Genomic DNA, 25,891 nt, shown 5'->3' with positions numbered 1-25,891 from the left:
CCAATCCAACGCAGACGTACGCCTGGTCACTGCGTTCGATTGTGCGGCGGGGTGGCTGGGTAGGACCGGCCCGCAGAGGCACCCTCGCTGCCATGATCTCCGCTCCGATTCCCTCGTCGACGCCCCGCGCAGCTACCTCGTGGCCCTCAGGGTCGCCGAGCAGAATGCGCACCGTGACGCCAGCCTTGGCGCGGTCGGTGAGGATGCCGAGGATGCCCCGGTCTTCGGCGAGGAACAACGCGCTGTAGGCCAGGATGCCAATCTCCTGTCGGGCTCCGCCGAAGAGGTTGCGCCAGACCGTCTGGGGGACGGCCCAGCGGTCAGTGGTGCGAGGCGGGTGTCGATGAGTTTCCGATGCTGCCGGGGTCAGTATTGGCGACACATCGACTACGCGCGGAGGACGACATGGCGCTGGACCTCTTTGCTGGTATCCCCGTTACCGACTACGCCGCGGCGTTGCCGTGGTACGAGCAGTTCTTCGGTGGCAAACCCTCGTTCCTGCCGAACGACATCGAGGCGGTGTGGGAGGTGGCCGAGAACCGGTACATCTACATCGTGCAGGATCCGGAGCGGGCAGGGAACGCCCTGGTGCTGTCGTTCGTCGACGACCTGGACGACCGGGTCACCGCGATCTCCCGACGGGGCATCGAACCCGCCGAGCGCGAGACGTACGACGGTGGCGTGACCAAGGTGATCTACCGGGACGCGGAAGGCAATGAGATCAGCTTCGGCGGCGTCCCTGGCTGACGCCACCTTGGGCCTGGTCACGGACCGCCGAGGATGAAGGTCATCCGCCTGACACTGATGCCGTAGCGATGCCAGTCACGCAGAGGATGCGTTGCTCGCCGGACGCTATCGGCTGCTGACGTGAGTGTTGAGCACAGTCCTCGGCTACTAGCAGGTCATCGATGGCCGCTTGGCCGGGTGAACCCGGCCAAGCGGCACCCCTGTCAGGCTGCTGCCAGGCCCAACCAGGACAGTTGCTCCTCCAACTCCTCGACTGTGGCCGCTGAGACGATGACCGGTTTTGGTGCCGACCAGGTGGCCAGCGCGTAGAACTGGCGGACGAAGCGGTCGCGGCGGCGCTCGGCGTCGAGGTCGGCTCCTCGGTGTACGAGCGGGCCCGGGTCATGACCCGCGACGGCAGCCCCACTCATACGATGACCTCCTATTACCGCCAGGCTGATGTCGAGGGCACGCCCTTGACCGATCCGTCTCCGGGGATCGCCGGGCAGGGTGGCGGGTTTCGCGTGCTGGCTGACAGAGGGCTCTCCCCGCACGAGATCACCGAGGACCTCCATGCCCGCATGCCGACCGCCGAGGAAGCGCTTTTGCTCGATCTTCCGACGGGCGAGCCGGTGATCGAGTTGCGCCGTACCACGCGTACGGCTGACGGGCGGGTGGTCGAGTATGCCCGTGGCGTGCATGCGGCGAGCCGGTTCATGTGGTCGTACACCTTCGCCATTCCTGACTGAACGAACGTCCACACCACGGCGTGCAATGGGTACGTCGGTTCGTTCGTCCTCAACGGATTCAGTCGCCCTGGAACCGCACCTGTACGCCCCCCGGACGAGGGAGCCGTATCGCTCCTGCGGGGGAGGGCGCCGGGCCATGGCCGAGGAAGACTTTCACCCATGAGCACCGCATCTGCGCCCCACCCACCCGTGTTGTCCGCGCCCCCGAGCCGGCTGACCGTCTGGGCCGGCCGAAGTATGATCCTGATCGCCGTGGCGCACACCGCCGTGTTCGCCGGCCTCGCGCCATGGTCCAGTTGGCTCGCCGGGGATCTCCGTAACAGGGTCGCGGACAGTGGCTCGGTGGCGACATTCTGGGCGCTGCCCGGTGGATTCGTCGTGGTACTGGTGCTGCTGGGACTGCTGGTGGCGCGGGCGGGACGGCAGGGACAGCACGTTCCCGGATATGTCGGCTGGGTGACCCTCGCCTGGGGTGCGCTGGCCGTCAGCCTGATCGGGCCGAGCGGTTTCCTGTTCACCGCCATTCCTGCCGGGCTGCTCATCGCGGCGAACCTCGTCGCCAGGCGGCACTCCCGCGTGGCCGGGTAGGGACACAGCACGCGCTCCATCACCTGAGCACCGAGGCTCGGCCGCGGTGGCACGCCGCCATGGTGATCGTCCTGGCGGTCCTCGCCCTGGTCGGCGGTGTGGGAGGAACCATCGCAACGGTGCGTGCTGGTCACAGCGGAGCCCAAGCCGTCTGGACCGAGTGAAGTTCCTCAACCGCACCAACCGTCAACGCCGGCGACATCGATGAGAACGCGGGGCATTCCAATGCCTGTAGGGGCCGGTGACCTCACGGTCGCTCGAACCAGTCGGCCGTCTCCTCGCCCCAACGCCACGATTTCTCCATGAAAAGCGTCGTGGAGAGCTCCGCCGCGGTGCGGGAATTGGCGGTCCGAATCGCCTCCGCATGGTCCGCGAGAACGCCGTCGCGTGAAAGCTCCAGCATCCAGAGCGGCCTCAGCTCGGCGCCGCGCAGCGCTTTCGCGTTGGTGGATTCGATGCCGGTGTGCACCATCCGGGCGCCGACCTCCACGGCCCGCCGCAGCGGCAGGTAAATGACGAGATTGAAGTATTCGGCGACGCCGCGCAGCCGTGGGTAATCGAATCCCGCCGAGCGCACATAAAGCGTGCCGCCGTATATGTGATAAAGGACGTACCCGACCGGCGGTTCCCCCGGCGGGACGCACAGGGCGACCCTGGCCTCCTCGCCCATGTGCTTGGCCTGGGCGGTGAGCAGTCGCTCGTAGAACCCGGCGGGATGGGCGTGGCCGTACTTCGCCTCGGTGGCCGCGAGCAGTTCGGCGGCCACGCCGGTCCACTCGCGCAGCGGCCCCTCGATGATCTCGTACCCGGCCTCGGTGAACCGCTTGACCTCGCTCCTGACCGTGTACCGGCGGCCCTTGCTCAGTGAGCCCAGCCACTCGTCCCAGCCGCCCGCCGGAACCCGCAGCCAGGCGTCGGCCTGCAGCAGCACCGGCAGGGCCCGCACGCCGGCCTGGCGCAGCACCGCCACGTCCGGCGTGCCGAGGAACATCGCCATCGCGGGCAGCCCCGCCTCGTCGAACGCGGCGCGCAGCCGCTCGGCGGCCTCGCGCCGGTCGGCCCCCGGTGTGGTCAGCAGGTGAGTCTGGTAGCCGTGGCCGGGGCCGGCCAGCAGCCCGAAGGGCGGCGGCGCGGGCAGGCCGCGCGCGGCGAGGATCGCCGTCCAGTCGTAGAACGGGTTCGCCACCCCGCCCGCCAGCGCGACGGGGAGAGCCGCCAGGCCGCCGCCGGAGAGCGCCGCGGTGACCGCCCCCGACGGCATGGACGACATTTCCGCGCAGAACGCGAGCCAGCGGCGCGATGAATACAGGAAATCGGCGGTCATCGCATTCCATTGCGCTGCGGCCAGGCCACTCAGAGGTTCGATGAATGGCAACACCGAAAATGGCCCCCGTTCCCCGGGTTCGCCGTCTATTCCATGAGCCGGATATCGCGAGATTCGCACGCGGGAAGATCGCTGTCAATGGTGTCTTTCCGATCACCGAGAAACTCCGACAACCGGGCTGAAAGCGCTTCAGCCGACCCTTCGTGAACGCGGTGAACGTGCGCGCCGCGGCCGGCCGGTGCGCCGAGTTCCCGTCCGCCATCCGGAAACGTCATTGCCGTGGCCGACCCCCACCCGGTGCCCACGCCGGCATCACGCCCGACACTGGGTACGGTCAACTGAAGTACGGGTCCCCAAGGCGGCTGAGAGGATCACGGCATGGCGGACAAGGACGGCGACGGCTGGGCCGAGTGTGCGCAAGGGCACCGGCATTGGGGAGTGCACGGCGCGTCCGGACTGCTCGCCGTACACCATGATGACCTCGGCACCCCGTACGTCCTGATGCAGAAGCGCGCCCTGTGGAGCCACCATGGCGGCACCTGGGGTCTGCCCGGCGGCGCCCGCGACAGCCATGAGGACGCCGTGGCGAGCGCTCTGCGCGAGGCCCGCGAGGAGGCCGCGCTCGGCGCCGAGCACCTTCGGGTCCAGGGCGTCTACCGTGACGATCACGGCGGGTGGGCGTTCGAGACGGTGATCGCCGAGTCGGCGGGGCTGCTGGCGGCCGTGTGCGCCAACAGCGAGAGCGACGAGCTGTGCTGGCTGCCGCTGCCCGAGGTCACCGACCGGGTGCTGCATCCGGGCTTCGCCGCGACGTGGGACCAGGTCCAGCTCGCGATCAACCCGGAGACCGTGGTGCTGGACGTCGCGAACATCGTCGGCGCCCAGGCCGAGAAGGGCTGGTGGAACGACCGCCAGGGCGCGGCGACCCGGCTGCTGCGATCGGTCGCGGGCATGAGACTCACCCATCCGACCCTGGCGCAGTGGTATCCGCGCCTGGTGGCCGTGGTCGAGGGCGCCGCGAAGGGCGTGCCGGACATTCCAGGCATTCAGGTGGTGGCGGCCACGGGCAGCGGCGATGACGCGATCGTGGGGGTGGTGAAACGGGCCAGGCCGTGGGAGCGGACGCTCGTCGTCACGGCCGACCGGGGGCTGAAGGAGCGGGTGAGCGCGCTCGGCGCCGAGACCACCGGCCCGAAGTGGCTGCTGTCACAGCTACGCGGGTAACACCTCGTCGAAGACCGCCTTGAGCCCCGTCACGTCGAGCACGCGCCGCAGGACCCCGTGCACGCCGGTGAGCGTGAGGGACCCGCCGCGCTCGGCGACACCCCGCTGCAACTCGACGAGCACCCACAGCCCGCTGGAGTCGCAGAAGGTCAACCGGCTCGCGTCGATCACGACGTCGAGCGGGCCCTCGGCCGACAATCCGCCCAGGCGCTCCCTGAACGCGGGAGCGGCGACCTTGTCCAGCTCACCGTCCAAGCGCACGGTGACGGTCTCCTCCACTCGTAGAACCTCGAAGCTAAGATCCGTCACCACTCGAACGTACACCGCTGCCACCACAGCCGCTATCGTTGTGTGCGCGCACTGGAGGGTTCGCATAGTGGACGAGTGCAGCCGCCTTGAAAGCGGCCAGGTCAGCGATGGCCTCGTGGGTTCGAATCCCACACCCTCCGCCACGTTCCAGCCCGCTCGGCGGTGACTCACCCCGGATCCGGCAGGTCCATCAACGCGAGCCTGGCCGGGTCGGTCACGACCGCGATGTCGGCGATCCGGCCGTCGACGACGGTGAACGCCATGACCGAGAGCGGGACGCCGCTGTCCAGCCAGGATACGAACCCGGGCAGGCCGTTGACGAGCACCGCTCGCCCGCGCACGGCCGTGGCCGCGCCCAGACGCGCGCCGGAGGCGACCTTGGTGGCCCCGAGAACGACGACCACACCCTGGGGAGTGTCGACGGTCAGCCTCACCTCGGGGTCGAGCACGCGCAGCAACCCCGCGAAGTCGCCATGCCGAGCCGCCGCCAGGAAGGCCTGGACCACCTCTCGCTGCTCTCCTGCGGTGACCGTCGGCCGCTCGGTCGCCCGCACCTTCCTGCGGGCGCGGCTGGCGAGCATCTTGGTGGCGTCGGCGGACTTGCCGAGGATCTGGCCGATCTCGGCGAACGGCACCGCGAACAGGTCGTGCAGCACGAACGCCAGCCGCTCGCTCGGCCCGAGCGATTCGAGGACGACGAGGAGCGCGAGCCCCACCGAGTCGGCGAGCACCGCGTCGTCCTCCGGCGCCGGGCCGTCGTCGACCGTCACGACGAGCTCGGGCGGCCGGTCGCCGTAGGACGCCTCGGCGTGGGCCTGGCGCGAGCGCAGGACGTCGAGGCTGATCCGGCCGACCACCGTGGTCAGCCAGCCGGCGAAGTTGTGGATGGTTCCCGGGTCCTGGCGGGAGAGCCGCAGCCAGGCCTCCTGGACCACGTCCTCGGCATCGGCGTGTGATCCGAGCATGCGATAGGCGACCGCGCGCAGCCGGTCGCGCTGGGCCTCGAACGTCTCGGCCACCGGGTCCGTCGGACTGGTTTCGGACATGTTGTTACCTTCCTCGGCGCTGCTCCGTCATGGGTGATGACGGGCCCGGACGGGCTCGGGTAACCGATGAAGGAGCAGGATCGATGGAAGCACGCATGAAGAGCCCCGCGAACGCCGACGTGATGACGGCGATCCAGGGCCTCTACAAGGCGATGTACGCCGGGGGCGTCGACCCGCGCGTACTCGGGCTGGTCCACCTGCGAGCCAGCCAGATCAACGGCTGCGGCCCGTGCGTGTTCGCCGGGATCGACTCGGCCAAGAAGCAGGGAGAGACCGACGAGCGGCTGCACAACGTGGTCACGTGGCGCCACACGCCCTTCTTCACCGAGGCGGAGCGGGCGGCGCTCGCGCTGACCGAGGCCGCCACCCGGATCCAGGACGGCGCGCCGGGCGTGACCGACGAGGTCTGGGACGCCGCCGCCGCTCACTTCGACGAAAAGCAGCTCTCCGCGATCATTCTGGACATCGCGCTGACCAACTTCTTCAACCGGATCAACCACACGATTCAGGAGCAGGCCGGCAAGACCTGGTGAGCCGGCCCCGTCCTGTGCCGGGCGCCCGTGCGGACGACGGCCCGCTCACTCCCGGGCGCGCCCGTGCGAACGACGGCCCGCTCACTCCTGGGTGCCCGCGAACCCGTCGCCGACGTAGGCCGCGAGCTGGAGATACGCCTCCCTGGTGGTCTCCTGCAGCCGGTCCAGGTCGATCTCCGCGCCCTCTTCCAAGTGCGGGTCGTACGGCACGCGGATCACCGCACGGCACCGGGCGGCGAAGTGCGCCTCCAGCTTCTTGATGTCCACGGCCGACTTCGACCGCGGCCTGACGCTGCACAGCACCACGGTCGCGTCACGTACGAGATGGCCGTAGTGGTGGGCCTCCAGCCAGTCGAGCGTCGCCGAGGCTGCTCTGGCGCCGTCCACCGACGGCGAGCTGACCAGCACGATCTGGTCGGCCATGCCGAGCACGCCGCCCATGGCCGAGTGCAGCAGGCCGGTGCCGCAGTCGGTGATGCAGATGGAGTAGAAGTTCTCCAGCACCTGGGACACGGCCTGGTAGTCGGCGCCGCTGAACGCCTCGGACACCGACGGGTCGCGGTCGGAGGCCAGCACCTCCAGCCGTGACGGGGCCTGCGAGGTGAACGCCCTGATGTCGACGTACCTCTTGACCTGCTGATGCTCGTTGAGCAGATCGCGTACGGTGGCCGAGGTCTCCAGCACCAGTTTGTCCGACAGCGTGCCCCGGTCGGGGTTGGCGTCGATCGCGATGACGCGATCGCCGCGCATGTGCGCGAGCGTCGCGCCGAGGCCGACCGTGGTCGTGGTCTTGCCGACCCCGCCCTTGAGACTGAGTACGGCCACCCGGTGGTGACCGGCGGCCACCGGGGTGCGGGCCCTGGTCATCAGTTCGCGGCGGCGCCTGACCTCGGGCGGCTCACCCGGCTTGATCCAGCCGCCCGACGCCTTGAAGACCAGCCTGCGCCAGCCCTTGGACGGGGCGTTGCGGCGGCCGCGCAGCAGCGTCTCGGGGTCGAGGCTGTCGGCGCTCGGCCTGCCGGTGACCGGCGGGCGGGGCGGGGCATTGAAGACGGGGATGGGTGCCGGGCGGTGCCGCGGCTCGGCCGAGCGCTGGAACTCCGGCGCCTGGCGGTGGCGTGGCTCGGCGGCCGGACGCTGCGGCTCGTCGAAGGCCGGCGGAAGCTGCCCGAAGGCGTGCTGCGGCTCGTCAAGCGGACGTGCGGGCTGGTCGTAAGCCCGCTGGGCGCCGCCGAACGGGGGCGCGGGCTCGTCGTCGAAGGCGCGCTCGTCCGAAGACTCCCGAACCGGGCGCTCAGGCTCCTCGAAAGCCGGTTTGGGCGGCCCATCGACAGAACGCCGCGGCTCATCGAAGAGGCGCCTCGTCCCGTCGGCGGGACGCTTCGGCTCATCGAAGGCGCCCTGAGGCGCTTCGGCGGGACGCTTCGGCTCGTCGAAGGCACGCTGCGGCCCTTCGCCGAGGCGCTGGGGCTCGTCGAAGGCACGCTGAGGCATTTCGGGGAGGCGCTGGGGCTCGTCGAAGGCACGCGGGGAGGTCTCGGCTGGGCGCTGCTCCCCGAACGGGCGGCGCGGCTCGTCGAAGTGCCGCCGGGGCTCCTCGAAGATGTGCCGCGGCTCGTCCAGAGGTCGCTTCGGGGTCTCGGCGGGCGGCGGCGTCTCGGCGACCGGCTCAGGCCTGAGTGCAGCGGGCCGTCCGATGACCTGCTGGGGCCCGGTGTCCTGCTCGGCCTGATCCTCCTGCGCCTCCTCCGGTACGGACGCCGCCGACGACCGTGCCCACTCGGGCGGCAGCGGCCACGGGAGGTTCTCCTCCGTCTGGTCCTCGGGCGGCTTCGCCTTGCCGGGCAGCGGCAGCATCGAGTAGGTGTCGGTGTCGTCGGGCCGGGGCAGCGGCCGGAGCGGCGCCCCGAACGTGTCGTCGGCCGCCTTGCCCAGGCTGGCCGGCGGGGAGGCGGGCTCGTCCTTGACGGCAGGCTCGTCCGGCGGCGCGGGCTTGTCCAGGAAGCTCGGCTTGGCGCTGTCCTGGAAGCCCGGCTTGGCGGGGGTGTCCAGGAAGCTCGGCTTGGCGCTGAAAGCGGGCTCGTCCTCGTCCGCCCACTCACCGGCCTCGCTCTTCGCCTCGGGCGCCTGCTCGGCCGGCGCCGCGCCGTACACGGAGTCGACCGCGGCGCGGAACAGCGGCGGGGGCGGTGTGTCGTGCTGCGGGACCGACGCCCACGGGTCCTGAGGGTATGGCGAGGCGACGGAGTCGTCGGTCGCGGCCGAGGAACTGACCTTGACCGGGACCTCTTCCGTCTCCTTGATCGCGTCAAGCCAAGCCAGCTGTTCCTCTAGCGATTCTTCTCGATCGTGCCTTGCCACCGTGTTCCCCCTCGGGTGGGTCTAAAGGGGCAGCAAATACTTCGCAGGTTAACGTCAAGAGTTGAGAGTAGCCCTGCCAACCCACAACTTCCTTGCCCCGTTACCTTGGTCTCATGCGAGCCATCGAGATCACCCGCAGTGGCGGGCCCGAGGTGCTGGAGTGGCGCGAGGTGCCCGACCCTCGCCCGGAGCCGGGCGAAATCGTCATCGAGGTGGCGGCCTCCGCGGTCAACCGGGCGGACGTGCACCAACGTAACGGCCACTATGACCCACCTCCTGGCGCTTCGCCGTACCCCGGGCTGGAGGTCTCCGGGGTGGTGGCCGAGGTCGGCGCGGACGTCGAGCAGTTCCGGGTGGGCGAGGAGGTCTGCGCCCTGCTGGCGGGCGGCGGTTACGCTGAGCGCGTAGCCGTCCCCTGGCAGCAGGTGATGCCGGTGCCGCAGGGAGTGCGACTGGTGGAGGCCGCCGGGCTGCCGGAGGTGGCGTGCACGGTCTGGTCCAACGTGTTCATGACCGCCAGACTGCGCAAGGGCGAGACGCTGCTCGTGCACGGCGGCGCCAGCGGGATCGGCACGTTCGCGGTGCAGCTCGCCAAGGCGCTCGGCTCACGGGTGGTGGCGACGGTCGGCTCGGCGGAGAAGGCCGAGCGCGTCCTGGCGCTCGGTGCGGACGAGGCCGTCGACTATCACCAGGAGGACTTCTCGGAGAAGGTCCGCGCCGATGTGATCCTCGACATCATCGGCGCCAAATACCTCGCCCAGAACGTCAAGGCGCTGCGCCCCGGCGGGCGGCTGGTCGTCATCGGGCTGCAGGGCGGCCGCAAGGCGGAGCTCGACCTGGGCATGCTGCTCGCCAAACGCCTCTCGGTGTACGGCACCACGCTGCGGGCGCGGCCCGTCGACGACAAGGGCGCGATCGTGCGCAGCACCGTCGACAATGTATGGCCGCTGGTCAGCGGGGGCGCGGTGCGTCCGGTGGTGTACGCCGAGGTGCCGATGGAGCGAGCGGCAGAGGCGCATCGAATGCTCGATTCCGGAGAACACGTCGGGAAGATCCTGCTAGTACGGTGAGACGTATGAATGCTGAGGACAACAACACCCCCCACATCGTGGTGGTTGGCCCGGACTTCCAAGGTCAGGGCGATAACGGCGATGATGAGCGGTCGGTCACGAACCTGGTCGAGCAGCCCGCCAAGGTGATGCGGATCGGCAGCATGATCAGGCAACTGCTGGAGGAGGTTCGCGCCGCCCCGCTCGACGAGGCCAGCCGCAAGCGTCTGAAGGAGATCCACCAGTCCTCCATCAAGGAGCTCGAGGACGGCCTCGCGCCCGAGCTGGTCGAGGAGCTGGAGCGGCTGTCGCTGCCCTTCACCGAGGAGAACGGCCCGCCCAGCGACGCCGAGCTGCGCATCGCGCACGCCCAGCTCGTGGGCTGGCTGGAGGGGCTGTTCCACGGCATCCAGACCACGCTGTTCGCGCAGCAGATGGCGGCCAGGGCGCAGCTTGAGCAGATGCGCAGGGCGCTGCCCGGCGTGCCGCACGGCGAGGAGCCGCCGCGGCCCCCCGGCGGCTCCGGCCCCTACCTGTAGAGGTTTTCGAGCACCCGGGCGACGCCGTCATCGTCGTTGGCCGCGGTCACGTGATCGACCGCCGCCAGCACGCCGGGGTGCGCGTTGGCGACCGCGTAGGACGTGCCTGCCCAGCTCAGCATGGGCAGGTCGTTCGGCATGTCCCCGAACGCCACCACCTGTGACGCCTTGATCTCGTGCCGTTCGGCCAGAGTGGCCAGGGCGGTGGCCTTGGTGACCCCGCGGGCGCTCATCTCGACCAGCCCCTTGCCGCTGGAGTGCGTGGCGGTGACCAGATGGCCCACCAGGCCGTGCACGGTGGCGTGCAGCTCGTCGGGGTGCATCTCGGGGTGCAGGGCCAGCAGCTTGGCGCAGGGGCGCGAGGTGAGCGTCCGCCGGACCGGCAGGGACCCCGCGGTGGCCCGACGGTCCCAGCTTCCCAGCCGGAAATCGGACTCATGCGCGAAACTACCTTCGTACTCGACCGAAAAGGCGAGCTCGGGGACGTTCGCTCGAAGCTGAGCGACGACTTCCTCGAGCACCTGTACGTCGATGAGGTGAGATTCAACTATCCGTTCGCTGTGCAAGTCGTAGACCAGCGCGCCGTTGGCACAGATGGCTACGCCACGGTGACGTAGCGTGCTCGCCACACCGCCCATCCACCGGGGCGGCCGGCCGGTCACGAAGACCAGCATGGCCCCGAATTCCTCGACTTTCGCGAAGGCCGCAGCCGTGCGGGGAGACACCGTTCCGTCGGTACGCAGAGCGGTGCCGTCCAGGTCGGTGGCCACAAGGCGGGGCGCGGGAAGGCTGTGCATAACAGGTTCCAGTTTGCCCGGTGATGCCACCGATCAGAAATCTTCCTAGGGAGAGGAACACCAACGCGGCAGAATGGTGTTAGATGTGGTGGCGTTGTATTAGCGATCCCGTAGTGAATACCAGCATGAGTTTGTCTGAGCCACCCCGGGGTGCTTGCTGTACGACACACCGGGACCCACGAGGTGTGGGTCCCATAGATTCACATCCTGAGGGAGAGCTTTTATGGCTCAGGGAACCGTCAAGTGGTTCAACGCTGAGAAGGGCTTCGGCTTCATCGCCCCGGACGGCGGTGCGCCGGACGTGTTCGTGCACTTCTCCGAGATCGTCGGCAACGGCTACCGCAGCCTTGAAGACGGCCAGCGGGTCGAGTTCGAGATCACACAGGGCCAGAAGGGGCCGCAGGCCTCCCAGGTCCGTGCTATCTGACCTGCTAACGGCGAGACGGGCCGGGGTTCGCTTCCAGCGAACTCCGGCCTTTCGCGTTTACCGGACTCCCTTTTGGGACAACCTGTCTCGTATTGACCGGTTGTTGTCACGACTGTGACTCAATTAACACGGACAGTGAACCTGCATTCCTCAACGCATATGAGATATGCGGGGTTATGTCACGCCGTAACTGTCGTCTCGCTGTTCGTGCTGCCACTCAGCCACCGGACCCGGGCGGGGCAAACTCAGTCACGTCGACGGTTCGGCCGCCGTCAGACCGCCACCATTCTGACGGACGCCGCTCTATACGCTCGTGAAATCCACGGAGACGGGCGCTGAGGCCGCCTCCCTAGCCCGGACCCCGGTCCCGGGCCCATGGCGCGTCCTGGCCGTTCACAAGGACCTGATCGCTCTGCCCGCGCGGGCTCCCCCGGGTGGACACGGCAACGCACTCTCCGGCTGGCCTCAGGACGCCGCCAAGTGATCGCCACTCGTGCCATTGGCCGACGCCGGCGGCCGTGAACCGGGGCATCGTCCATCATCTCCGGCGACCACGACACAGCGCTGACGCCCCTGCTCGGCCACGGGTCCGCGATCGGCGGACTCGTGACGCCGCGCAGGAGCGCAAACGTCAGCGTGTCGTACGTACGCCTACTTGACGGGCTCCAGCACGTCCAGGCCCACGAAGGGACGCAGCGCCTCGGGAACCACCACGGAACCGTCGGCCCGCTGGTGGTTCTCCAGGATGGCGACGAGCCAGCGAGTGGTGGCCAGCGTGCCGTTGAGCGTGGCCAGGTGCTGCGGCTTGCCGTCCTTGTCCCGGAAGCGGACCGCGAGCCTGCGGGCCTGGAACTCGGTGCAGTTGGAGGTGGACGTCAGCTCGCGGTAGCGGCCCTGCGTGGGGATCCACGCCTCGCAGTCGAACTTGCGCGCCGCCGACATGCCGAGGTCCCCGGCCGCCGTGTCGATGATCCGGTAGGGCACCTCGATCTTGGCCAGCATCTCCCTCTCGTACGAGAGCAGCCGCTGGTGCTCCTCCTGGGCGTCCTCGGGACGCACGTAGGAGAACATCTCGACCTTGTCGAACTGGTGCACCCGGATGATGCCCTTGGTGTCCTTGCCGTAGGAGCCCGCCTCGCGGCGGAAGCACGACGACCAGCCGGCGTAGCGCAGCGGCAGCTCGTCACCGCCGAGGATCTCCTGGGCGTGGTAGCCCGCCAGCGCCACCTCCGACGTGCCGACCAGGTAGAGGTCGTCGTCGGGCAGGCGGTAGATCTCCTTGTCGTGGGCGACGTGGAAACCGGTGCCCTGCATGGTCTCCGGCTTGACCAGCACCGGCGTGATCATCGGGATGAACCCGCGCTCGATCGCGTGCTGCATGGCCATGTTGAGCAGGCCGAGCTGCAGCCGCGCGCCCACGCCCCTGAGGAAGAAGAACCGCGAGCCGGACACCTTGGCGCCCCGCTCCATGTCGATGGCGCCGAGCCGCTCGCCCAGGTCGACGTGGTCCTTCGGCTCGAAGTCGAACACCCGCGGCTCGCCATGGGTCTCGAGCACCACGTAGTCGTCCTCGCCGCCGGGGGGCGCGCCCTCCTCGACGATGTTGGGCACCGTCTGCAGCAGCTCGTCGAGCTCCCCGGCCAGCTTCTCGGCCTCGGCCTCGGCGGACTTGACCTGTGCGGCGAGGTCCTTGGCCCGCTGGAGCAGGGCGGCCTTCTCGTCGCCCTGCGCCTTGGAGACCGATTTGCCGAGACTCTTCTGCTCCGCGCGCATGGTCTCGAACGAGGTCAGCGCGGAACGGCGGCGCTCCTCAAGGCCGAGCAGCGTGTCGACGATGGAGTCGTCCTCACCGCGGGCACGCTGCGACGCCCGTAGCCGGTCGGGATCCTCACGAAGGGTACGCAGGTCAATCACAAGGAAAGGCTACCGGCGTTGACCGGCGGCCCGCTCCCGCATTAGACCTGTCCGGCCCTGATCCTGGCCAGCCACTGCCCCGCCTCGGAGAAATCGGCGTCGGCCGTCCCCCTCTTGATCTGGGGAGCGACGCCGTCGGCCCGCGGATAGCTGCCGAGGAAGCGCACCTGCTCGCAGATGCGATGCAGCCCGGAAATCGCCTCGCCGACCCGCGCGTCCGCCACGTGGCCCTCGAAGTCGAAGTGGAAGAAGTAGTGGCCGATGCCGTCGCGGGTGGGCCGCGACTCGATCCGGCTCAGGTTGACGCCGCGCACCGAGAACTCGGTCAGCATCTCCAGCAGCGCGCCCGGATGGTCGTCGGCGAGGAAGACGACCAGCGTGGTCCGATCGGACCCGGTCGGCTCCGGCAGCGCGCCCGGCCGGCTCACCCTGATGAACCTGGTCACGGTGTCGGACCTGTCGCCGATGTCACCCGCCAGCTCCACCAGCCCGTAGTGCTCGCCCGCGATGGGTGCCGCGATCGCCGCGTCGTACGGCGAGCCCGGCAGCGCGACCTCCTGGGCCGCCGCCGCGGTCGACGGCGCGGACACCACGACGGCGTCCGGCAGCTCGCGGCTGGTGAAGGCGCGGCACTGCGTGATCGCCGCCGGGTGGCTGTAGACGCGCTTGATGTGCCCGATCTCGGTGTCCGGCCTGGCCAGCAGCGAGAACCGCACCGGCAGCAGCAGCTCGGCGGTGATCAGCAGCGGCTCGCCCCAGGCGAACTCGTCGAGTGTGGTGGTGATCCCGCCCTCAAGGGAGTTCTCCAGCGGCACGACCGCGCCGTCGGCCTCGCCGTTCCGCACGGCGTTGAGCGCGGCGGTGACGTTGGCGCAGGACAGCTGCTCGGCGCCGGGCTCCAGGAGCCTCAGGGCCTCTTCGGTGAAGGTCCCCTCAGGTCCGAGATACGAGATTCTGGGCATGCTTCCAGAGTATCCGCCGGTGGACGCGTGCTGCCGGGTTTTCGGGCCGCCCGTTTCGGCAGCCAGAACACCAGCAGCCAGACCAGGGCCAGCGCCCCCAGCCCGAAACCGTTCTGCACGATCTTGCCGAGGACCGGGCTGACGACCGGGATGTCGGCGGCCTTCAACGCCACCCCCCACCACGGCACCGGCACCACGTAGTAGAGCCACACCCCCGCGGCCACCCGCAACCTGACCGGATCCCGCCCGTCGCCCACGATCGCGCCCAGCACCACGACCACCCAGGCCAGATGGTGGATCCAGGCGACCGGCGAGAGCAGCACCGCCATCAGCCCCACGAGCGCGACGGCCGTCAGCGGCTCCTTGGCCAGATAGGCGTTCCGCGCGCCGCGGAAGCCGTACCAGCCGACCACCGCGACCAGCGCCAGCCCTATCACCGACGTCAGCGCGTCAGGCAGGTACAGGCGGATGAGCATGCCGCGCATCGACTGGTTGGTGGTGGCGGCATTCGCGCCCAGCCGTTCGGAGTCCAGCAGCGCGCCGAACCAGAAGTCCACCGCGTCCTGTGGCAGCACCGCGAACGGCAGCAACGTCAGCAGCGCCGTCACGAACGACGCCATGAACAGCGTCCGCCACTGCCGCGTCACCAGCAGATAGATCAGGAAGACGCCGGGCGTGAGCTTCACCGCCGTGGCCAGCCCGATCAGGAACCCGCGCGGCCACCACGGCCGCCGCGCCACGCAGTCGGCCAGACAGAGCGCCACCAGCAGGATGTCCACCTGCCCGAACCGCACCTGGTCCCGGATCGGCATCAGGTAGGTGCAGGCGACCACCAGGAACGCGAACACCCACGGCGCGTGCCGCCGCCCGAGCACCTGCCTGAACGAGAACCCCACGGCCACCGCCAGCGCCAGGAAGATCCCCGCCGTCCACACCCACTGCGCGGTCCCCCAGGACATCTCCGCCAGCATCGCCGCCAGCATCGCCGCGATCGGCGGGTAGGTGAACGGCAGCAACTGCGGGGCAGGGGTGAAGTAGTCGTAAACCGGCCGCCCCTCAAGCAGCATCTGCCCGCCGGTACGGTAAACGTCGAGGTCGACGAGGCGCTGGTCGTCCGGGTTCGTCAGCCACTGCTGCACCAGCGGGGCCACCGCCGCGACGACGACCAGCACCACGACGGCCCACGCCCACCACTGCCGCCGCTTCACCGGCGTCTCGACACTCGTCACGGTGTGGCACGTTACCGTGGCTGTTGTTTGTCGAGCGCGCCAACACTGGGGGATCCACACATGCCGCAACCCACCTCCGGCGCGCCCTCCCCCACGCACCCGACCGCCTCCCGGCCCTCGCTCCCCGTTACCCATCCGTCGACCGGCCTTCCCCTCAGGCGCCGGTACGGCGGGCACGAGGTACGGCGGAGCTCGGCGCAACGAGTACGGCGCCCGGCCATGCGTACCCTCGCCGCTCTACTGCTGGCCATGACGCTCACGGCCCTCTGCGCCGCCCTTGGCCCGGCCGCCGCCTCAGCAGGAACCGCCCAAGGCCGCGTGGCCCTGGTCGGCGTGCCCGGCCTTGTGTGGAGCGACATCGACCAGTCCCGCACCCCGAACCTCTGGAAGCTCGTCACCCAGGGCGGCTCCGCCTCGATGTCCACCCGGACCGTGCCGCCCCAGGGCCGCGGCATCACCTGCCCCGTCACAGGCTGGCTCACGGTGTCGGCAGGCCAGCGGGCCGGGACGCCGGGCAAGGGCTGCCAGGCCACCCCCACCCCCCAGCCCAACGGCGAAGGCGCGACGATCCCAGGCTGGCGTGACCTGGTGACGCATCAATCCACCACCGGGTACGCCGCCCAACTGGGCACACTTGCTCAAACCATCACCGACTCCGGCGGAACCGTAGCCGCGATCGGCCCAGGCGCAGCCCTAGCCGCCGCCGACAAATCCGGAAATATCGCCAAATACGCCGACACCCCGGAAAGCCTGGGCGACCCAACCCGCTACACCCTGATCGTCATGGAGGCTCCTGACCTCGCCAACGCCTGGGCCGACCAGCCCCCGGACGAGTACGGCATCCCCGCCTCCATGCCCTCGACCACCCGCCAAGCAGCCGCCGCGGCAGCCGACCGCCGGATCGGCACCCTCCTCACCGCCCTCCCCGCCGACACGACGATCCTCGTAGCAGGCGTCTCGGACGTCACCCCGGGCGCCCACCTCCACGTGGCGATCGCCACCGGCCCGCCGTACAGCCACGGCCACCTGACCGCGACCTCCACCCGCCAGGACGCCCTCGTCACCCTCGCGGACCTGACCGCCACAACGATCGAGCTGGCCGGCGCCGAACCCGCCCCCCAGGTCGTAGGCCGCCCCTGGCAATCCGCCGCCACCCCACCCCCGGCCACCGTGGCCGACTCGGTCACCGAACTGGCCGACGCCGACCTGGCCAGCCAGGTCCTCGTCACGGTCCGCGGCCCCTTCTTCGCCATATTCGTAGCGGTCCAGCTCCTCTTCTACGCCTTCGCCGCCCTCGCCCTCCGCCGCCGCCGCGCCTCATCCACCGCAGCCCACCCCTCCCCCTCCACTCCAGACCGCCCCCAGCCCGCACTTCCAGCCAGTACGTCACCCACATCCCAAACCACGACCGCCACCCTCACACCCCCCACCGCCGAGCAGGACTCCCCCCACCAGGACTCGCAAAGCCCCACCACGACGACCCCTCCGTCCGCCATGCCGAACTCGCCGGCAGACCCCACCACTTCCAGCACGAACCCAGCGCAAGCACACGCAACAGGCCCCGCCGCTTCCAGCGCCAACCCAGCGCAAGACCCCACCGCCTCCAGCGCCAACTCAGCGCAAGCAACGGACCCACCAGCCATCAGTACCAACGGCAACGGGGTCGAGCACCCCACGCAGCCGCTCTCCGGGGGCTCCGGGGGCTCCGGGGGCTCCACCCGTCTCCCTCGGGCCGGGTTCGAGGTGGCGAGCGCCTCTCGGCTGCTGGTCGCCGTGCAGGTGGTCTCCGTGGTGAGCGGATCCATCGCCGTCTCCACGTTCCTCGCGCAGTTGGTGCCCTGGTGGAGCCTGCCCGCGCCGATGACCGCCCTGATCGTCACCATCCTGGCGATCGCCGGCCTCATCACCGCCCTGGCCTTCGCCGGCCCCTGGCGTACGCACGTGCTCGGCCCGCTGACCGTGGTCGCGGCCGTCACCTCGGTCGCCATGCTGGTCGACGTGATGACCGGCTCCACCCTTCAGGTGAACGCCGTCTCCGGGTACGAGCCCGTCACCGGCGGCCGGTTCTACGGCTTCAGCAACATCGCCTTCGCCATCTACGCCACCGGCACCATCCTGGGGCTGGCCGGGGTCGCTCAGTGGCTGATGGGCAGGGGTGCGTCGAGGTTCGTGACGATGCTGGTGTGCGTGCTGTACGGCGGCCTGGCGGTGTTCGCCGACGGATGGCCCTCCTGGGGTGCGGACTTCGGCGGCGTACCCGCCTTCGTGGTGGGTCTGGCCGTCTTCCTCATCCTGCTCTCCGGCCGCCGCGTGTCGGTGCTGAAGCTGCTGCTCGTCGGCCTGGCCGGAGGCGCGCTCATCAGCGCCATCGCCCTGTTCGACTGGCTGCGCCCCGCCACCCAGCGCACCCATCTGGGCACCTTCGTACAGCAGGTCATCGACGGTCAGGCGTTGACCGTCGTCGTCCGTAAGTTCACGGCGATGGTGGGCGTGACCGTCGGCAACTGGTCACTGACGCTCCTCTCCCTGGTCGCCCTGGCCTTCCTCTTCCTGGTGCTCAACAGGCCCTCCCGCTGGGGCGCATCGGCTCTCGGCCAGACCTACGCGCTCGCCCCCGCACTCCGCGCAGGCCTGATCGGCGCCCTCACCTCCGCCTTCATCGGCTTCCTGATGAACGACTCGGGCATCGCCATCCCGTCCATGGCGCTCACGGTCGCGGTGCCCCTGACTCTGGCCGCGTGCGTACGCGCCCTGCAGCTCGCCAAGTCCACACCACCAGCGCCGCCGTCAGCGCAAGAAGCGCCCACGGAGCGAACTCACCCCGTACGACGGTCCTGAGCCATTCGAGCTCCGGCGGCTGCCCGGCGACACGCGCCGGAAGGTAGGCCAGCGACAGCACGATCAGGTGTACGACCATGAACCGGTCCACGGTGGAAGCGGCGACCAGGGCCAGCAGCCCGAACGCGAGCCCGTCGTACCAGGGCAGCACGTACGGCGAGGCGAACAGATAGGCGACCACCAGCACCAAGGCCACTACCGTCGCCTCATCCCCACCACCCACATGTTTTCCGCCGCCCCCCGGCCCCACCTGGCCATGGACGGACAATTCGCCCGCCGACCGCCCGGCCGGGTCAGGCCGCTCGGCCAGGTCAGGCCGCCCGGCCGGGTCAGGCCGCTCGGCTGTGGACGGGTCAGGCAGCTTGGCCGTGGATACGAGCCTTACTCGGCCGGCGTCCGCCGCACTGCTGCCGCCCGTCGCGGCTGTCGGGGCTTGCCGCCCCCCACTCGGCGGGTGCTCTCCACCGCCCGGCAGACGCCCAGGATCTCCCGGCGGACGCTCGGGATCGCCCGGCGAGCGCTCAAGGTCACCCCGTGGACGCTCAAGGTCACCCGGCAGGCGCTCAGGATCGTCCGGCGAGCGCTCAGGGTCGCCCGGCAGGGGCTCAGCGGCGGCACCTCGTGGGGGCCCGGGGGTGAAGAGCCCGGGGGTGAAAAGCCTGGTGGTGAGGGGGAGGCGGTGGGAGGTCAGGCGGAAGAGGCACCAGGCCACGAGGGCGAGGACGAGCAGGGAGCCGATCTGGATTTCGCCCCGGTAGGCGCTGCCCGTGCCGACCAGTGACTGCAGCCAGCCCTGGACCAGCTTCCAGAACGAGGCGTTGGACACGGACTTGCTCGTCCGGGTCACCGGTTCGAGCGCGGCGGGTCCGACGATGGCGTAGCCGACGGCCACCACCGCCAGGGCGATCCCCGCCATCAGGGCCAGGCGAGCCGGGCGGCGGCGAAGCTCCCAGGCCGGTCCGAGGGCCACCAGTCCGGCGTTGAGCTTGAGCGCGACCCCCACCCCGAGCAGCGCCCCGCCGACCACCGGCCGGCCCCTGGCGAGGAGGGCCGCCACCATGCAGGCGACGACCAGGGTGTCCACGTGCATGCCCGCCACGAGTTGGTAGAGCAGCAGCGGGTTGACCGTCCACAGCAGGGCGGCCCGGGTGCGCCTGGCCGGGTCGTCCCTGGTGAAGCGGTCTATCAGCAAGCCGGTGGCGATGAAGGCGGCAGCGTTGACCAGAGCCAGCACGAAGATGGTGAGCCGGAGCGAGTCACCGCCGATCCAGCCGGCCAGGGCCTGCACGGCCGTCGCCACGGGACCGTAGACGCTGGGCTCCTCACGCCACGGCGCTTCGACCGCGTCGGCGATGGGGTCGCCGGGCAGGGCGTGCGCGCCGTGCGTGTAAGGATCGAGGCCGAGGGTGACCATGCGGCCGTAGGCGGCGTAGTTGAGATGGTCGCCTGACCCTGCCGGGGGCAGGAACGCCAGGAGACCTGCGGCCAGGCTGCCGACGATCATGAGGACGCGGGGCAGGCGGGCCGAGGTGGCCGCCGGCGGCAGCGCCGTCAGGGCCGCCAGCAGGCCGAGACCACCGAGGACGATCGCGGCGGCGGCCATCGCCACCACCGCGTAGGGGTGCGGGTGGACGTCCAGAGAGTAGGGCGGATGCCAGCCCGGACCTCCCAGCGCCGGGATCATGGCTGACGGGCCGAGCAGACCGATGGCGATCGTCAGCATGATCGAGGCAGCGATCGACACCATGGCCGGCACCGCGAGCCGGTCAGGCGGCCTGACGCTCCGCGTCTCGGAAGTCACCCGCAAATTCCAGCACACTCCACGCCGGGCTCCGGCCGCCGATCCCCAGCCTGTGGATAACCCACCCGCCCCAGGGAGCGGAAGCCGTACAAACCGAGCGCCACCGACCCCAGCAAGGGGAGGCCCTACAGATCGAGCGCCCACCGACTCCCGCGGAGCGGAAGCCGTACAGACCGAGCGCCCACCGACCCCAGCAAGCGGAAGCCGTACGGACCGAGTGCCCGTCAGCGTTTGGGACGCAGCTTGGCCAGGTTCTCGACCACCACCGGCTCCCGGCCGGCCAGCGCCAGCGCCACGTCCCGCAACTGCTTGGCGCGGTGCAACTGGGCCCGCCAGTCAGACCCAGTGGCCCGGTGCGCCATCTCCACCTCGACCTCGACGATCCGATACCCCTTGCGCAGCAGATCGATGGTCAGCGCGGTCTCCACGCCGAACCCGTGCGCCAGCGGCCGGGCCGCCTCGAAGGCGGCTCGGGTGAGGCAGCGCTGCCCGTTGAGGGGCTGGGACGCCTGGAAGCCGGTGGCGCGGCGGATCCCGTCCCGGGACAGGCGCACCACGATGCCGTGGCCGGCCAGCTTCACCCGAGTCTGGAAGACCGCGATGGTCATGTCGGCCTCGCCGGCCCGGACGGGCTCGACTAAGGGGGCCGCCGCCTGGGCGGTGCCGGCCAGGTCGGCGTCCAGGAAGAGCAGGTGGCGCGGGGTGTCGGCGTCCAGCAGCCGGACCGCCTCCGCGCCCGTCTCCATGGCGGCGGCCTTGCCGCGGTTGCGGCTGTGGCGGACGACCCTGGCTCCCGCGGCCCGCGCGACCTTGCCCGTCTGGTCGGTCGAGCCGTCGTCGACCACGACGACGAGGTCGACGCCGGGCAGGTCGAGCGCGGACTTGACGGTGAGGCCGATGCGATCGGCCTCGTTCTTGGCCGGTATGACGACCGCCGTGTCAGGACTCGTCATGAGCCCTCGGTGATGAGGAACTCCTGCGGCACCTCATCGTGCACGGTGAATACCGAGTCCAGTCCGGTCACCTGAAGGATCTTGCGGACGGCGGGGCGCGGGGCGGCCACGTCGAGCGCGCCTCCCTGCTCCTTCATCCGTTTGAGTGCTGACAGCAGCACGTTCATCCCCGTGGAGTCACAGAAATCCACGGCGGACATGTCGATGACCACGCGGCTGGGCCCTTCCTGCAGCAGGCGGGTGAACTCCGACTGCAGGTGGGGTGCCGTATAGAGGTCGATTTCGCCGGTGATCGCAACGAGTGCATGGCCGGCATGTGATCGAGTCGAGACCTTGAGCTCCACATGGGCAGGCTAGCGGCGAGACGGCCTCGGGTCACGTTGTCACGCCGATAGGGGGACGACGGGTATGAAGCGACGAGGCGAATCGACCCGTTCTTGACCTGACGTGGTGACACATTTTGCCATCAGGAGCCCCTGGTAGCGATCCGGCGATGAGAGTCCCTGTTTCGCCATCACGGAGACGGAGAGTACGCGAAGCTTGACACTGTGACACCGGCGCCGGCGCCTTCGCGTCGGTCACCACTTCACTCAGGAGGAGGGGCTGGGCGAGTTTCGTGGGCCCGATCACCGATGAACACAGACCAAGCCGAAGATCCTCAGCGTCAGAGGCTCCGCGAGCAGCTGGAGGCCATTTTCATCCGCACGGAGAAGGCCGCTCCCTGGCATGACGAGGCCGCGCGCCTGCGCGGCCTGGTCAACCACGAGGGGTACGTCCCCGTCCGCACCAAACTGGCCGGCGAGGACCTCGACTTCCTCGCCGGCGCCCGTGACGAGCTGCTCAGGTTCTCCGAGCTCGGGCTCCGGCTGCTGGACCTGCACCAGCCGCGCGACGCGGGGGGCATCACCAGCGACGCCGCGCATCCGATCCTGCGGTGCCGGAGCTGCATGTGGCGCTGGCCCTGCCCGACATTTCGTGCGATGTCGGAGTCGTTCGGGACGAGCCAGGAGTCGACCGTTCCGGAGTCGGCCTGATGGGTCAGCGCGGTGCGTCGACCAGCGGCAGCCGGATCTCGAACCGGCAGCCGGGCCCGTCGTTGACCACGCCGATCATCCCGTCGTGCGCCTCCACGATGCCCTGAGCGATCGCCAGGCCGAGCCCGGCCCCGCCGTCCGCCGTCGGGGTCCGGGCCGCCTCGCCCCTGAACGCCACGTCGAACACCCGTGGCAGGTCCTCGTCCGGGATGCCGCCGCAGCAGTCGCTGACCGACACGCAGGCCATGCCCTGGTCCACCCGAGCCCGCAGCACGACCGAACCGTCCGACGGCGTGTGCTTGATCGCGTTGATCACCAGGTTGGCCAGCGCGCGGCTGAGCGCGCCCGCGTCGGCCTCGACCGGCACCGCGGCCGTCGCCTCGGCCGTCAGCAGCACGCCCTTGGCCCTGGCCAGCGGCTCGGCCCCGGCCAGGGTGTCGGCCACGACGTCCGACAGCCCGACCCTGGCCCGCGACAGCCGCAGCGCGCCGGCGTGGATCCTGGACAGCTCGAACAGGTCGTCGACCATGGCCGACAGCCGTTCGACCTCCAGCTTGATCTGGCCGTGGTAGCGGCTGACCGTCTCGCGGTCGGTCACCACCCCGTCCTCCAGTGCCTCGGCCATGGCCCGCATCCCGGCCAGCGGGGTGCGCAGGTCGTGGCTGACCCAGGCGACGAGCTCGCGGCGCGCGCCTTCCAGGGCGCGTTCGCGGGCGTACGCCTCCTCCAGCGTGTTGGCGATCGTCTGGAGCTCGGCCGGGAGCTTGCGCGGCGCGACGAACGGCAGCTCGCCCACGGCGGCGACGAGCCGCCTGCTCTCCCCCACCACCCGCCGGGCCAGCACGAAGGCGACCCCCAGCCCGACCAGGCCGCCCACGGCCACGACGCTGAGCACGATGTTCCGCGCCGGACCCTCGATGATCATCCTCATGGTGATCGCCACCACGCCCGCCAGGGTCGCGACGACCGCGACCACCACCACGACGGCCAGCATCACGCCGATCGACCGGGTACGCAGCCACCACATGACCGCGATGCCCAGGGCCGCCACCAGAAGTCCGAGCCCGGCGGTGACGGCCACGATCATGCCGAGGTCGTCCATCGCGGCCACGTGCGGCGTCATGCCGGGCCCTCCAGCGGTTCGTACCGGTAGCCGACTCCCCACACCGTGACGATCCTGCGCGGCTCGGTGGGGTCCGGCTCGATCTTCTCCCGCAGCCGCCTGACGTGCACGGTCACGGTCGAGGAGTCGCCGAACGACCAGCCCCACACCTGGTTGAGCAGCGCGGACCTGCTGAAGGCCTGCCTGGGGTTGCGCATCAGGTAGGCCAGCAGGTCGAACTCGCGGGCGGTGAGCAGCACCTCGGCGCCGGCCAGCCGCACCTCGTGCGCGCCCACGTCGACCATCAGGTCGTCATCGCGCAGCACCCCGGTACCGCCGGTGACGGCGGCGCCGCGCGCCCTGCGCAGCACCGACTGCACCCGCAGCGCCAGCTCGCGCGGGCTGAAGGGCTTGGTCACGTAGTCGTCGGCGCCGGTCTCCAGGCCCACGACCCGGTCGATCTCCTCGCCCAGCGCGGTCAGCATGATCACCGGGACCGGCCAGCGTTCCCTGAGCTTCCTGCACACCTGAAGTCCGTCGATCTTGGGCAGCATCAGGTCGAGCACCATCAGGTCGGGCGGGCTGGCCAGCGCCCTGCGCAGCGCCTCCGCGCCGTCCGCGACGCACTCCACCTCGTGCCCGTCCCGCTCCAGGTAGCGGGCCACCACCTCGGACACGGTGGGGTCGTCGTCCACGACCAGGATGCGGGTCTTCACGACCTCACGGTACGGCGCGACCCGGTCGATCGACACCCACGTCATGACTTCGTAAGCCTCGCGGATCTATCGGCCAGGACGTACGGTGGCCCCATGAGTCGAGTCATCATGCTCGTTTTGGGCGCCCTGCTGGCGCTTTTCGTGCTGTTCAATTTCATCATTCCCATGGTCCTGGGGCTGCTGAAGATCGCGCTCATCATCGGGGTGGTCGGTCTGTTCGTCTTCATGGCGGTCACCCTGGTCGGTAAGTCGTCCTCATCCCGGTGACGCTTTTCCTGTTCGATCCCTGGCTCATCGCCGTCACGATGATGGCGGTCCTGCTGCTGGCCTCATGGGCCGCCAGGATGCTGCCCGTCGTCGGCGGTGAGCCGGCCGGCTTCCCCCTGGTCTACGCGCGGCGTACGGCGTTCCCGCGCCAGAGCGATCCCGACGCGCCGGGACGGCCACGGCCACGAGCCCCCTCCGCACGCCCCGCTGCCGGATAAGCGGGGCTGTCAAAGCCCTGACCTCCTAGTGGGATGGGCTCATGATCGATTCACTGGTCACCTTCGTCATCGGCGTGTCCGGCGGCAACGCCGCTCTCGCCATCGTGCTGTTCACCCTGGCCGTGCGGCTCCTCCTGCTGCCGCTGGGCATCCGCCAGGCGCGTAGCGCGCGGATCAGGGAGCGCCTGGCGCCCAGGCTGCGCGCGCTGCGCGCGAAATTCGAGCGCGACCCGGAGCGGCTGGCCAAGGAGACGTCCGCGCTCTTCGCCGCCGAAGGCACCTCGCCGTTCGCGGGGATCCTGCCGGGTCTGGCGCAGCTCCCCTTCATGTGGCTCGTGTACCGAGTCGCCACGCATCCGACCGCGCTCGCCGGCCATGACCTTCTGGGCGCTCCCCTGGGTCAGCAGGTGGCGAGCGTGGTCACTAGTTACGGTCTGGTCAGCTGGCCGGTTTCGGTCTTCGTATTGGTCATCGTGCTGCTCGTGGTGGTGGCCTGGCTGACCTCGCGGCAGATCAGGTCGAAACTCACGGCGGAGCAGCCGGAGGTCCTGCGCAGGATCATGCCGCTGCTGCCGTACGGGTCGGTGCTCGCCGCCGCCGTGCTCCCCCTGGCGGCGGGGCTCTATCTGCTGGTCTCCACGGCCTGGACGGCCGGGGAGCGGGCAGTGCTGGCTACCCGGCCTCTTTGAGCACGCGGATCTGCCCGTTCATCGAGCCATGGGGAGCGGGCAGAATCGCCCACACCGTCGTCGTGTCACCGTCGTGGCGAACCCCCCAGCTCTCCGCGACGTACTCGACAATGCCCAGGCCACGGCCGCCCAGTGAGGACAACGTCGGGCGGCCCGCGCGCGGCTCGGTCGCCGCACCCCCGTCGCTCACGGCGACCTCAATGTGATCATCACTGCGCATCCAGGTGACCTTCACCATGCCAGAAGGCAATGGATGCGCATGCCTCAGCGCGTTGCTCATCAGCTCACTCACCACGAGGACGGCATCGTCGATCGCGGTGCTGAACACCCCACAGTCCTGCAGGTCAGTGCTCAGACGCTGGCGGGCAACAGCGACGCTGGACGGCGCGTACGGCAGCAGCACGACGCTTGACACACCCACCTCCCCCGCTCACAGTGCCCCCCGCGGGAACACACCCCGGTACGACCGAAATGCCCCGTTACTCGATCCCAGAAA

General features: G+C 69.9%; 27 protein-coding genes, 1 tRNA gene and 1 pseudogene. 14 read left to right on the top strand and 15 right to left on the bottom strand.

Annotated features, from left to right (window positions below; genetic code table 11):
- The first annotated feature begins 405 nt into the window (after positions 1 to 405).
- Positions 406 to 747: a VOC family protein gene (locus OHA68_RS14330; protein WP_327108064.1), complete on the top strand. Its 342-nt coding sequence runs from the start codon at positions 406 to 408 to the stop codon at positions 745 to 747.
- Between the two features lie 203 nt (positions 748 to 950).
- Here OHA68_RS14330 and OHA68_RS14325 read toward each other — a convergent pair whose 3' ends face one another.
- Entirely contained in the window at positions 951 to 1,157 is a 207-nt protein-coding gene (locus tag OHA68_RS14325; RefSeq protein WP_327109642.1) for a hypothetical protein, read from the bottom strand.
- Between OHA68_RS14325 and OHA68_RS14320 the strand changes: the two genes are divergently transcribed.
- On the top strand, positions 1,110 to 1,475 hold the full coding sequence (locus OHA68_RS14320) for a UTRA domain-containing protein (RefSeq protein WP_327108063.1): 366 nt from the start codon (positions 1,110 to 1,112) through the stop codon (positions 1,473 to 1,475). The two genes, OHA68_RS14325 and OHA68_RS14320, sit on opposite strands and share 48 nt — an antisense overlap.
- Positions 1,476 to 1,634: 159 nt before the next feature.
- Positions 1,635 to 2,063, top strand: a complete 429-nt coding sequence (locus OHA68_RS14315; RefSeq protein ID WP_327108062.1) for a DUF6463 family protein — start codon at positions 1,635 to 1,637, stop codon at positions 2,061 to 2,063.
- Positions 2,064 to 2,310: 247 nt separating this feature from the next.
- On the opposite strand, the gene OHA68_RS14310 is transcribed toward OHA68_RS14315, so the two are convergent.
- On the bottom strand, positions 2,311 to 3,387 hold the full coding sequence (locus OHA68_RS14310) for a GNAT family N-acetyltransferase (protein ID WP_327108061.1): 1,077 nt from the start codon (positions 3,385 to 3,387) through the stop codon (positions 2,311 to 2,313).
- A 378-nt stretch (positions 3,388 to 3,765) separates the two neighbouring features.
- Between OHA68_RS14310 and OHA68_RS14305 the strand changes: the two genes are divergently transcribed.
- Positions 3,766 to 4,611 carry an NUDIX hydrolase gene (locus OHA68_RS14305; protein ID WP_327108060.1) on the top strand — a complete coding sequence of 282 codons (846 nt, stop codon included), beginning with the start codon at positions 3,766 to 3,768 and terminating at the stop codon, positions 4,609 to 4,611.
- On the opposite strand, the gene OHA68_RS14300 is transcribed toward OHA68_RS14305, so the two are convergent.
- The gene (locus OHA68_RS14300) at positions 4,600 to 4,920 is read right to left on the bottom strand and encodes an STAS domain-containing protein (RefSeq protein WP_327108059.1); all 321 of its coding nucleotides are present in this window, start codon (positions 4,918 to 4,920) and stop codon (positions 4,600 to 4,602) included. The two genes, OHA68_RS14305 and OHA68_RS14300, sit on opposite strands and share 12 nt — an antisense overlap.
- Positions 4,921 to 4,973: 53 nt before the next feature.
- Between OHA68_RS14300 and OHA68_RS14295 the strand changes: the two genes are divergently transcribed.
- Positions 4,974 to 5,063, top strand: a tRNA-Ser gene (locus OHA68_RS14295).
- A gap of 24 nt (positions 5,064 to 5,087) precedes the next feature.
- Here OHA68_RS14295 and OHA68_RS14290 read toward each other — a convergent pair.
- Entirely contained in the window at positions 5,088 to 5,966 is an 879-nt protein-coding gene (locus tag OHA68_RS14290) for a sigma-70 family RNA polymerase sigma factor (RefSeq protein WP_327108058.1), read from the bottom strand.
- Positions 5,967 to 6,049: 83 nt separating this feature from the next.
- On the opposite strand from OHA68_RS14290, the gene OHA68_RS14285 reads away from it, so the two are divergent.
- Positions 6,050 to 6,499 carry a carboxymuconolactone decarboxylase family protein gene (locus OHA68_RS14285; protein ID WP_189137410.1) on the top strand — a complete coding sequence of 150 codons (450 nt, stop codon included), beginning with the start codon at positions 6,050 to 6,052 and terminating at the stop codon, positions 6,497 to 6,499.
- An 81-nt stretch (positions 6,500 to 6,580) separates the two neighbouring features.
- On the opposite strand, the gene OHA68_RS14280 is transcribed toward OHA68_RS14285, so the two are convergent.
- Positions 6,581 to 8,860, bottom strand: coding sequence for a MinD/ParA family ATP-binding protein (locus OHA68_RS14280; protein ID WP_327108057.1), 2,280 nt, complete (start codon positions 8,858 to 8,860; stop codon positions 6,581 to 6,583).
- 113 nt (positions 8,861 to 8,973) lie between these two features.
- On the opposite strand from OHA68_RS14280, the gene OHA68_RS14275 reads away from it, so the two are divergent.
- Together OHA68_RS14275 and OHA68_RS14270 are read left to right on the top strand one after the other, a co-directional pair.
- Complete coding sequence (locus tag OHA68_RS14275) at positions 8,974 to 9,930, top strand: NAD(P)H-quinone oxidoreductase (protein WP_327108056.1); 957 nt, start codon at positions 8,974 to 8,976, stop codon at positions 9,928 to 9,930.
- A 5-nt stretch (positions 9,931 to 9,935) separates the two neighbouring features.
- Positions 9,936 to 10,448, top strand: coding sequence for a bacterial proteasome activator family protein (locus OHA68_RS14270; protein ID WP_189137412.1), 513 nt, complete (start codon positions 9,936 to 9,938; stop codon positions 10,446 to 10,448).
- Here the strand turns inward: OHA68_RS14270 and OHA68_RS14265 are convergent.
- Positions 10,439 to 11,245: an HAD family hydrolase gene (locus OHA68_RS14265; RefSeq protein ID WP_327108055.1), complete on the bottom strand. Its 807-nt coding sequence runs from the start codon at positions 11,243 to 11,245 to the stop codon at positions 10,439 to 10,441. The genes OHA68_RS14270 and OHA68_RS14265 overlap by 10 nt on opposite strands.
- A gap of 223 nt (positions 11,246 to 11,468) precedes the next feature.
- On the opposite strand from OHA68_RS14265, the gene OHA68_RS14260 reads away from it, so the two are divergent.
- Entirely contained in the window at positions 11,469 to 11,672 is a 204-nt protein-coding gene (locus OHA68_RS14260; RefSeq protein WP_043619750.1) for a cold-shock protein, read from the top strand.
- A gap of 651 nt (positions 11,673 to 12,323) precedes the next feature.
- Here OHA68_RS14260 and serS read toward each other — a convergent pair.
- From serS to OHA68_RS14245, 3 genes are read right to left on the bottom strand one after another with little or no spacing between them, the layout of a single operon-like run.
- The gene (gene serS, locus OHA68_RS14255; protein ID WP_327108054.1) at positions 12,324 to 13,586 is read right to left on the bottom strand and encodes a serine--tRNA ligase; all 1,263 of its coding nucleotides are present in this window, start codon (positions 13,584 to 13,586) and stop codon (positions 12,324 to 12,326) included.
- Between the two features lie 41 nt (positions 13,587 to 13,627).
- Positions 13,628 to 14,548: a prephenate dehydratase gene (pheA, locus tag OHA68_RS14250; protein ID WP_327108053.1), complete on the bottom strand. Its 921-nt coding sequence runs from the start codon at positions 14,546 to 14,548 to the stop codon at positions 13,628 to 13,630.
- On the bottom strand, positions 14,494 to 15,777 hold the full coding sequence (locus OHA68_RS14245; protein ID WP_327108052.1) for a glycosyltransferase 87 family protein: 1,284 nt from the start codon (positions 15,775 to 15,777) through the stop codon (positions 14,494 to 14,496). Before OHA68_RS14245 ends, pheA begins: the two co-directional genes overlap by 55 nt.
- Positions 15,778 to 16,026: 249 nt before the next feature.
- Here OHA68_RS14245 and OHA68_RS14240 point away from each other — a divergent pair, with 249 nt between their 5' ends.
- On the top strand, positions 16,027 to 18,615 hold the full coding sequence (locus OHA68_RS14240; RefSeq protein ID WP_327108051.1) for a hypothetical protein: 2,589 nt from the start codon (positions 16,027 to 16,029) through the stop codon (positions 18,613 to 18,615).
- 682 nt (positions 18,616 to 19,297) lie between these two features.
- On the opposite strand, the pseudogene mptB reads toward OHA68_RS14240, so the two are convergent.
- From mptB to OHA68_RS14225, 3 genes and pseudogenes are all read right to left on the bottom strand, one after another.
- Positions 19,298 to 20,119 (bottom strand): annotated as a pseudogene (mptB, locus tag OHA68_RS14235) (polyprenol phosphomannose-dependent alpha 1,6 mannosyltransferase MptB); the annotation flags it as partial.
- A 521-nt stretch (positions 20,120 to 20,640) separates the two neighbouring features.
- A complete protein-coding gene (locus tag OHA68_RS14230) occupies positions 20,641 to 21,369 on the bottom strand; it encodes a glycosyltransferase family 2 protein (protein WP_327108050.1) in 729 nt (242 codons plus the stop codon).
- Positions 21,366 to 21,713, bottom strand: coding sequence for an STAS domain-containing protein (locus OHA68_RS14225; protein ID WP_189137419.1), 348 nt, complete (start codon positions 21,711 to 21,713; stop codon positions 21,366 to 21,368). Before OHA68_RS14225 ends, OHA68_RS14230 begins: the two co-directional genes overlap by 4 nt.
- A 288-nt stretch (positions 21,714 to 22,001) precedes the next feature.
- Between OHA68_RS14225 and OHA68_RS14220 the strand changes: the two genes are divergently transcribed.
- A complete protein-coding gene (locus tag OHA68_RS14220) occupies positions 22,002 to 22,403 on the top strand; it encodes a hypothetical protein (protein WP_189137420.1) in 402 nt (133 codons plus the stop codon).
- A gap of 4 nt (positions 22,404 to 22,407) precedes the next feature.
- Here the strand turns inward: OHA68_RS14220 and OHA68_RS14215 are convergent, their stop codons facing one another.
- Positions 22,408 to 23,526, bottom strand: coding sequence for a sensor histidine kinase (locus tag OHA68_RS14215; protein WP_327108049.1), 1,119 nt, complete (start codon positions 23,524 to 23,526; stop codon positions 22,408 to 22,410).
- Positions 23,523 to 24,266: a response regulator transcription factor gene (locus tag OHA68_RS14210; RefSeq protein WP_225277161.1), complete on the bottom strand. Its 744-nt coding sequence runs from the start codon at positions 24,264 to 24,266 to the stop codon at positions 23,523 to 23,525. Before OHA68_RS14210 ends, OHA68_RS14215 begins: the two co-directional genes overlap by 4 nt.
- 48 nt (positions 24,267 to 24,314) lie before the next feature.
- Between OHA68_RS14210 and OHA68_RS14205 the strand changes: the two genes are divergently transcribed.
- The 3 genes from OHA68_RS14205 to OHA68_RS14195 are packed head-to-tail and all read left to right on the top strand — an operon-like array spanning position 24,315 to position 25,395.
- Positions 24,315 to 24,488 carry a hypothetical protein gene (locus tag OHA68_RS14205; RefSeq protein WP_327108048.1) on the top strand — a complete coding sequence of 58 codons (174 nt, stop codon included), beginning with the start codon at positions 24,315 to 24,317 and terminating at the stop codon, positions 24,486 to 24,488.
- Complete coding sequence (locus OHA68_RS14200) at positions 24,485 to 24,706, top strand: DUF6412 domain-containing protein (RefSeq protein WP_327108047.1); 222 nt, start codon at positions 24,485 to 24,487, stop codon at positions 24,704 to 24,706. Before OHA68_RS14205 ends, OHA68_RS14200 begins: the two co-directional genes overlap by 4 nt.
- Positions 24,707 to 24,747: 41 nt before the next feature.
- Entirely contained in the window at positions 24,748 to 25,395 is a 648-nt protein-coding gene (locus OHA68_RS14195; RefSeq protein ID WP_327108046.1) for a YidC/Oxa1 family membrane protein insertase, read from the top strand.
- Here OHA68_RS14195 and OHA68_RS14190 read toward each other — a convergent pair.
- Complete coding sequence (locus OHA68_RS14190; protein ID WP_327108045.1) at positions 25,379 to 25,810, bottom strand: ATP-binding protein; 432 nt, start codon at positions 25,808 to 25,810, stop codon at positions 25,379 to 25,381. The genes OHA68_RS14195 and OHA68_RS14190 overlap by 17 nt on opposite strands.
- Positions 25,811 to 25,891 lie beyond the last annotated feature (81 nt).

The organism is Nonomuraea glycinis, from assembly GCF_035920485.1.
In the GTDB taxonomy this organism is placed as follows: Bacteria; Actinomycetota; Actinomycetes; order Streptosporangiales; family Streptosporangiaceae; genus Nonomuraea; species Nonomuraea glycinis.
This window is presented reverse-complemented; position numbering and strand designations above follow the sequence as displayed.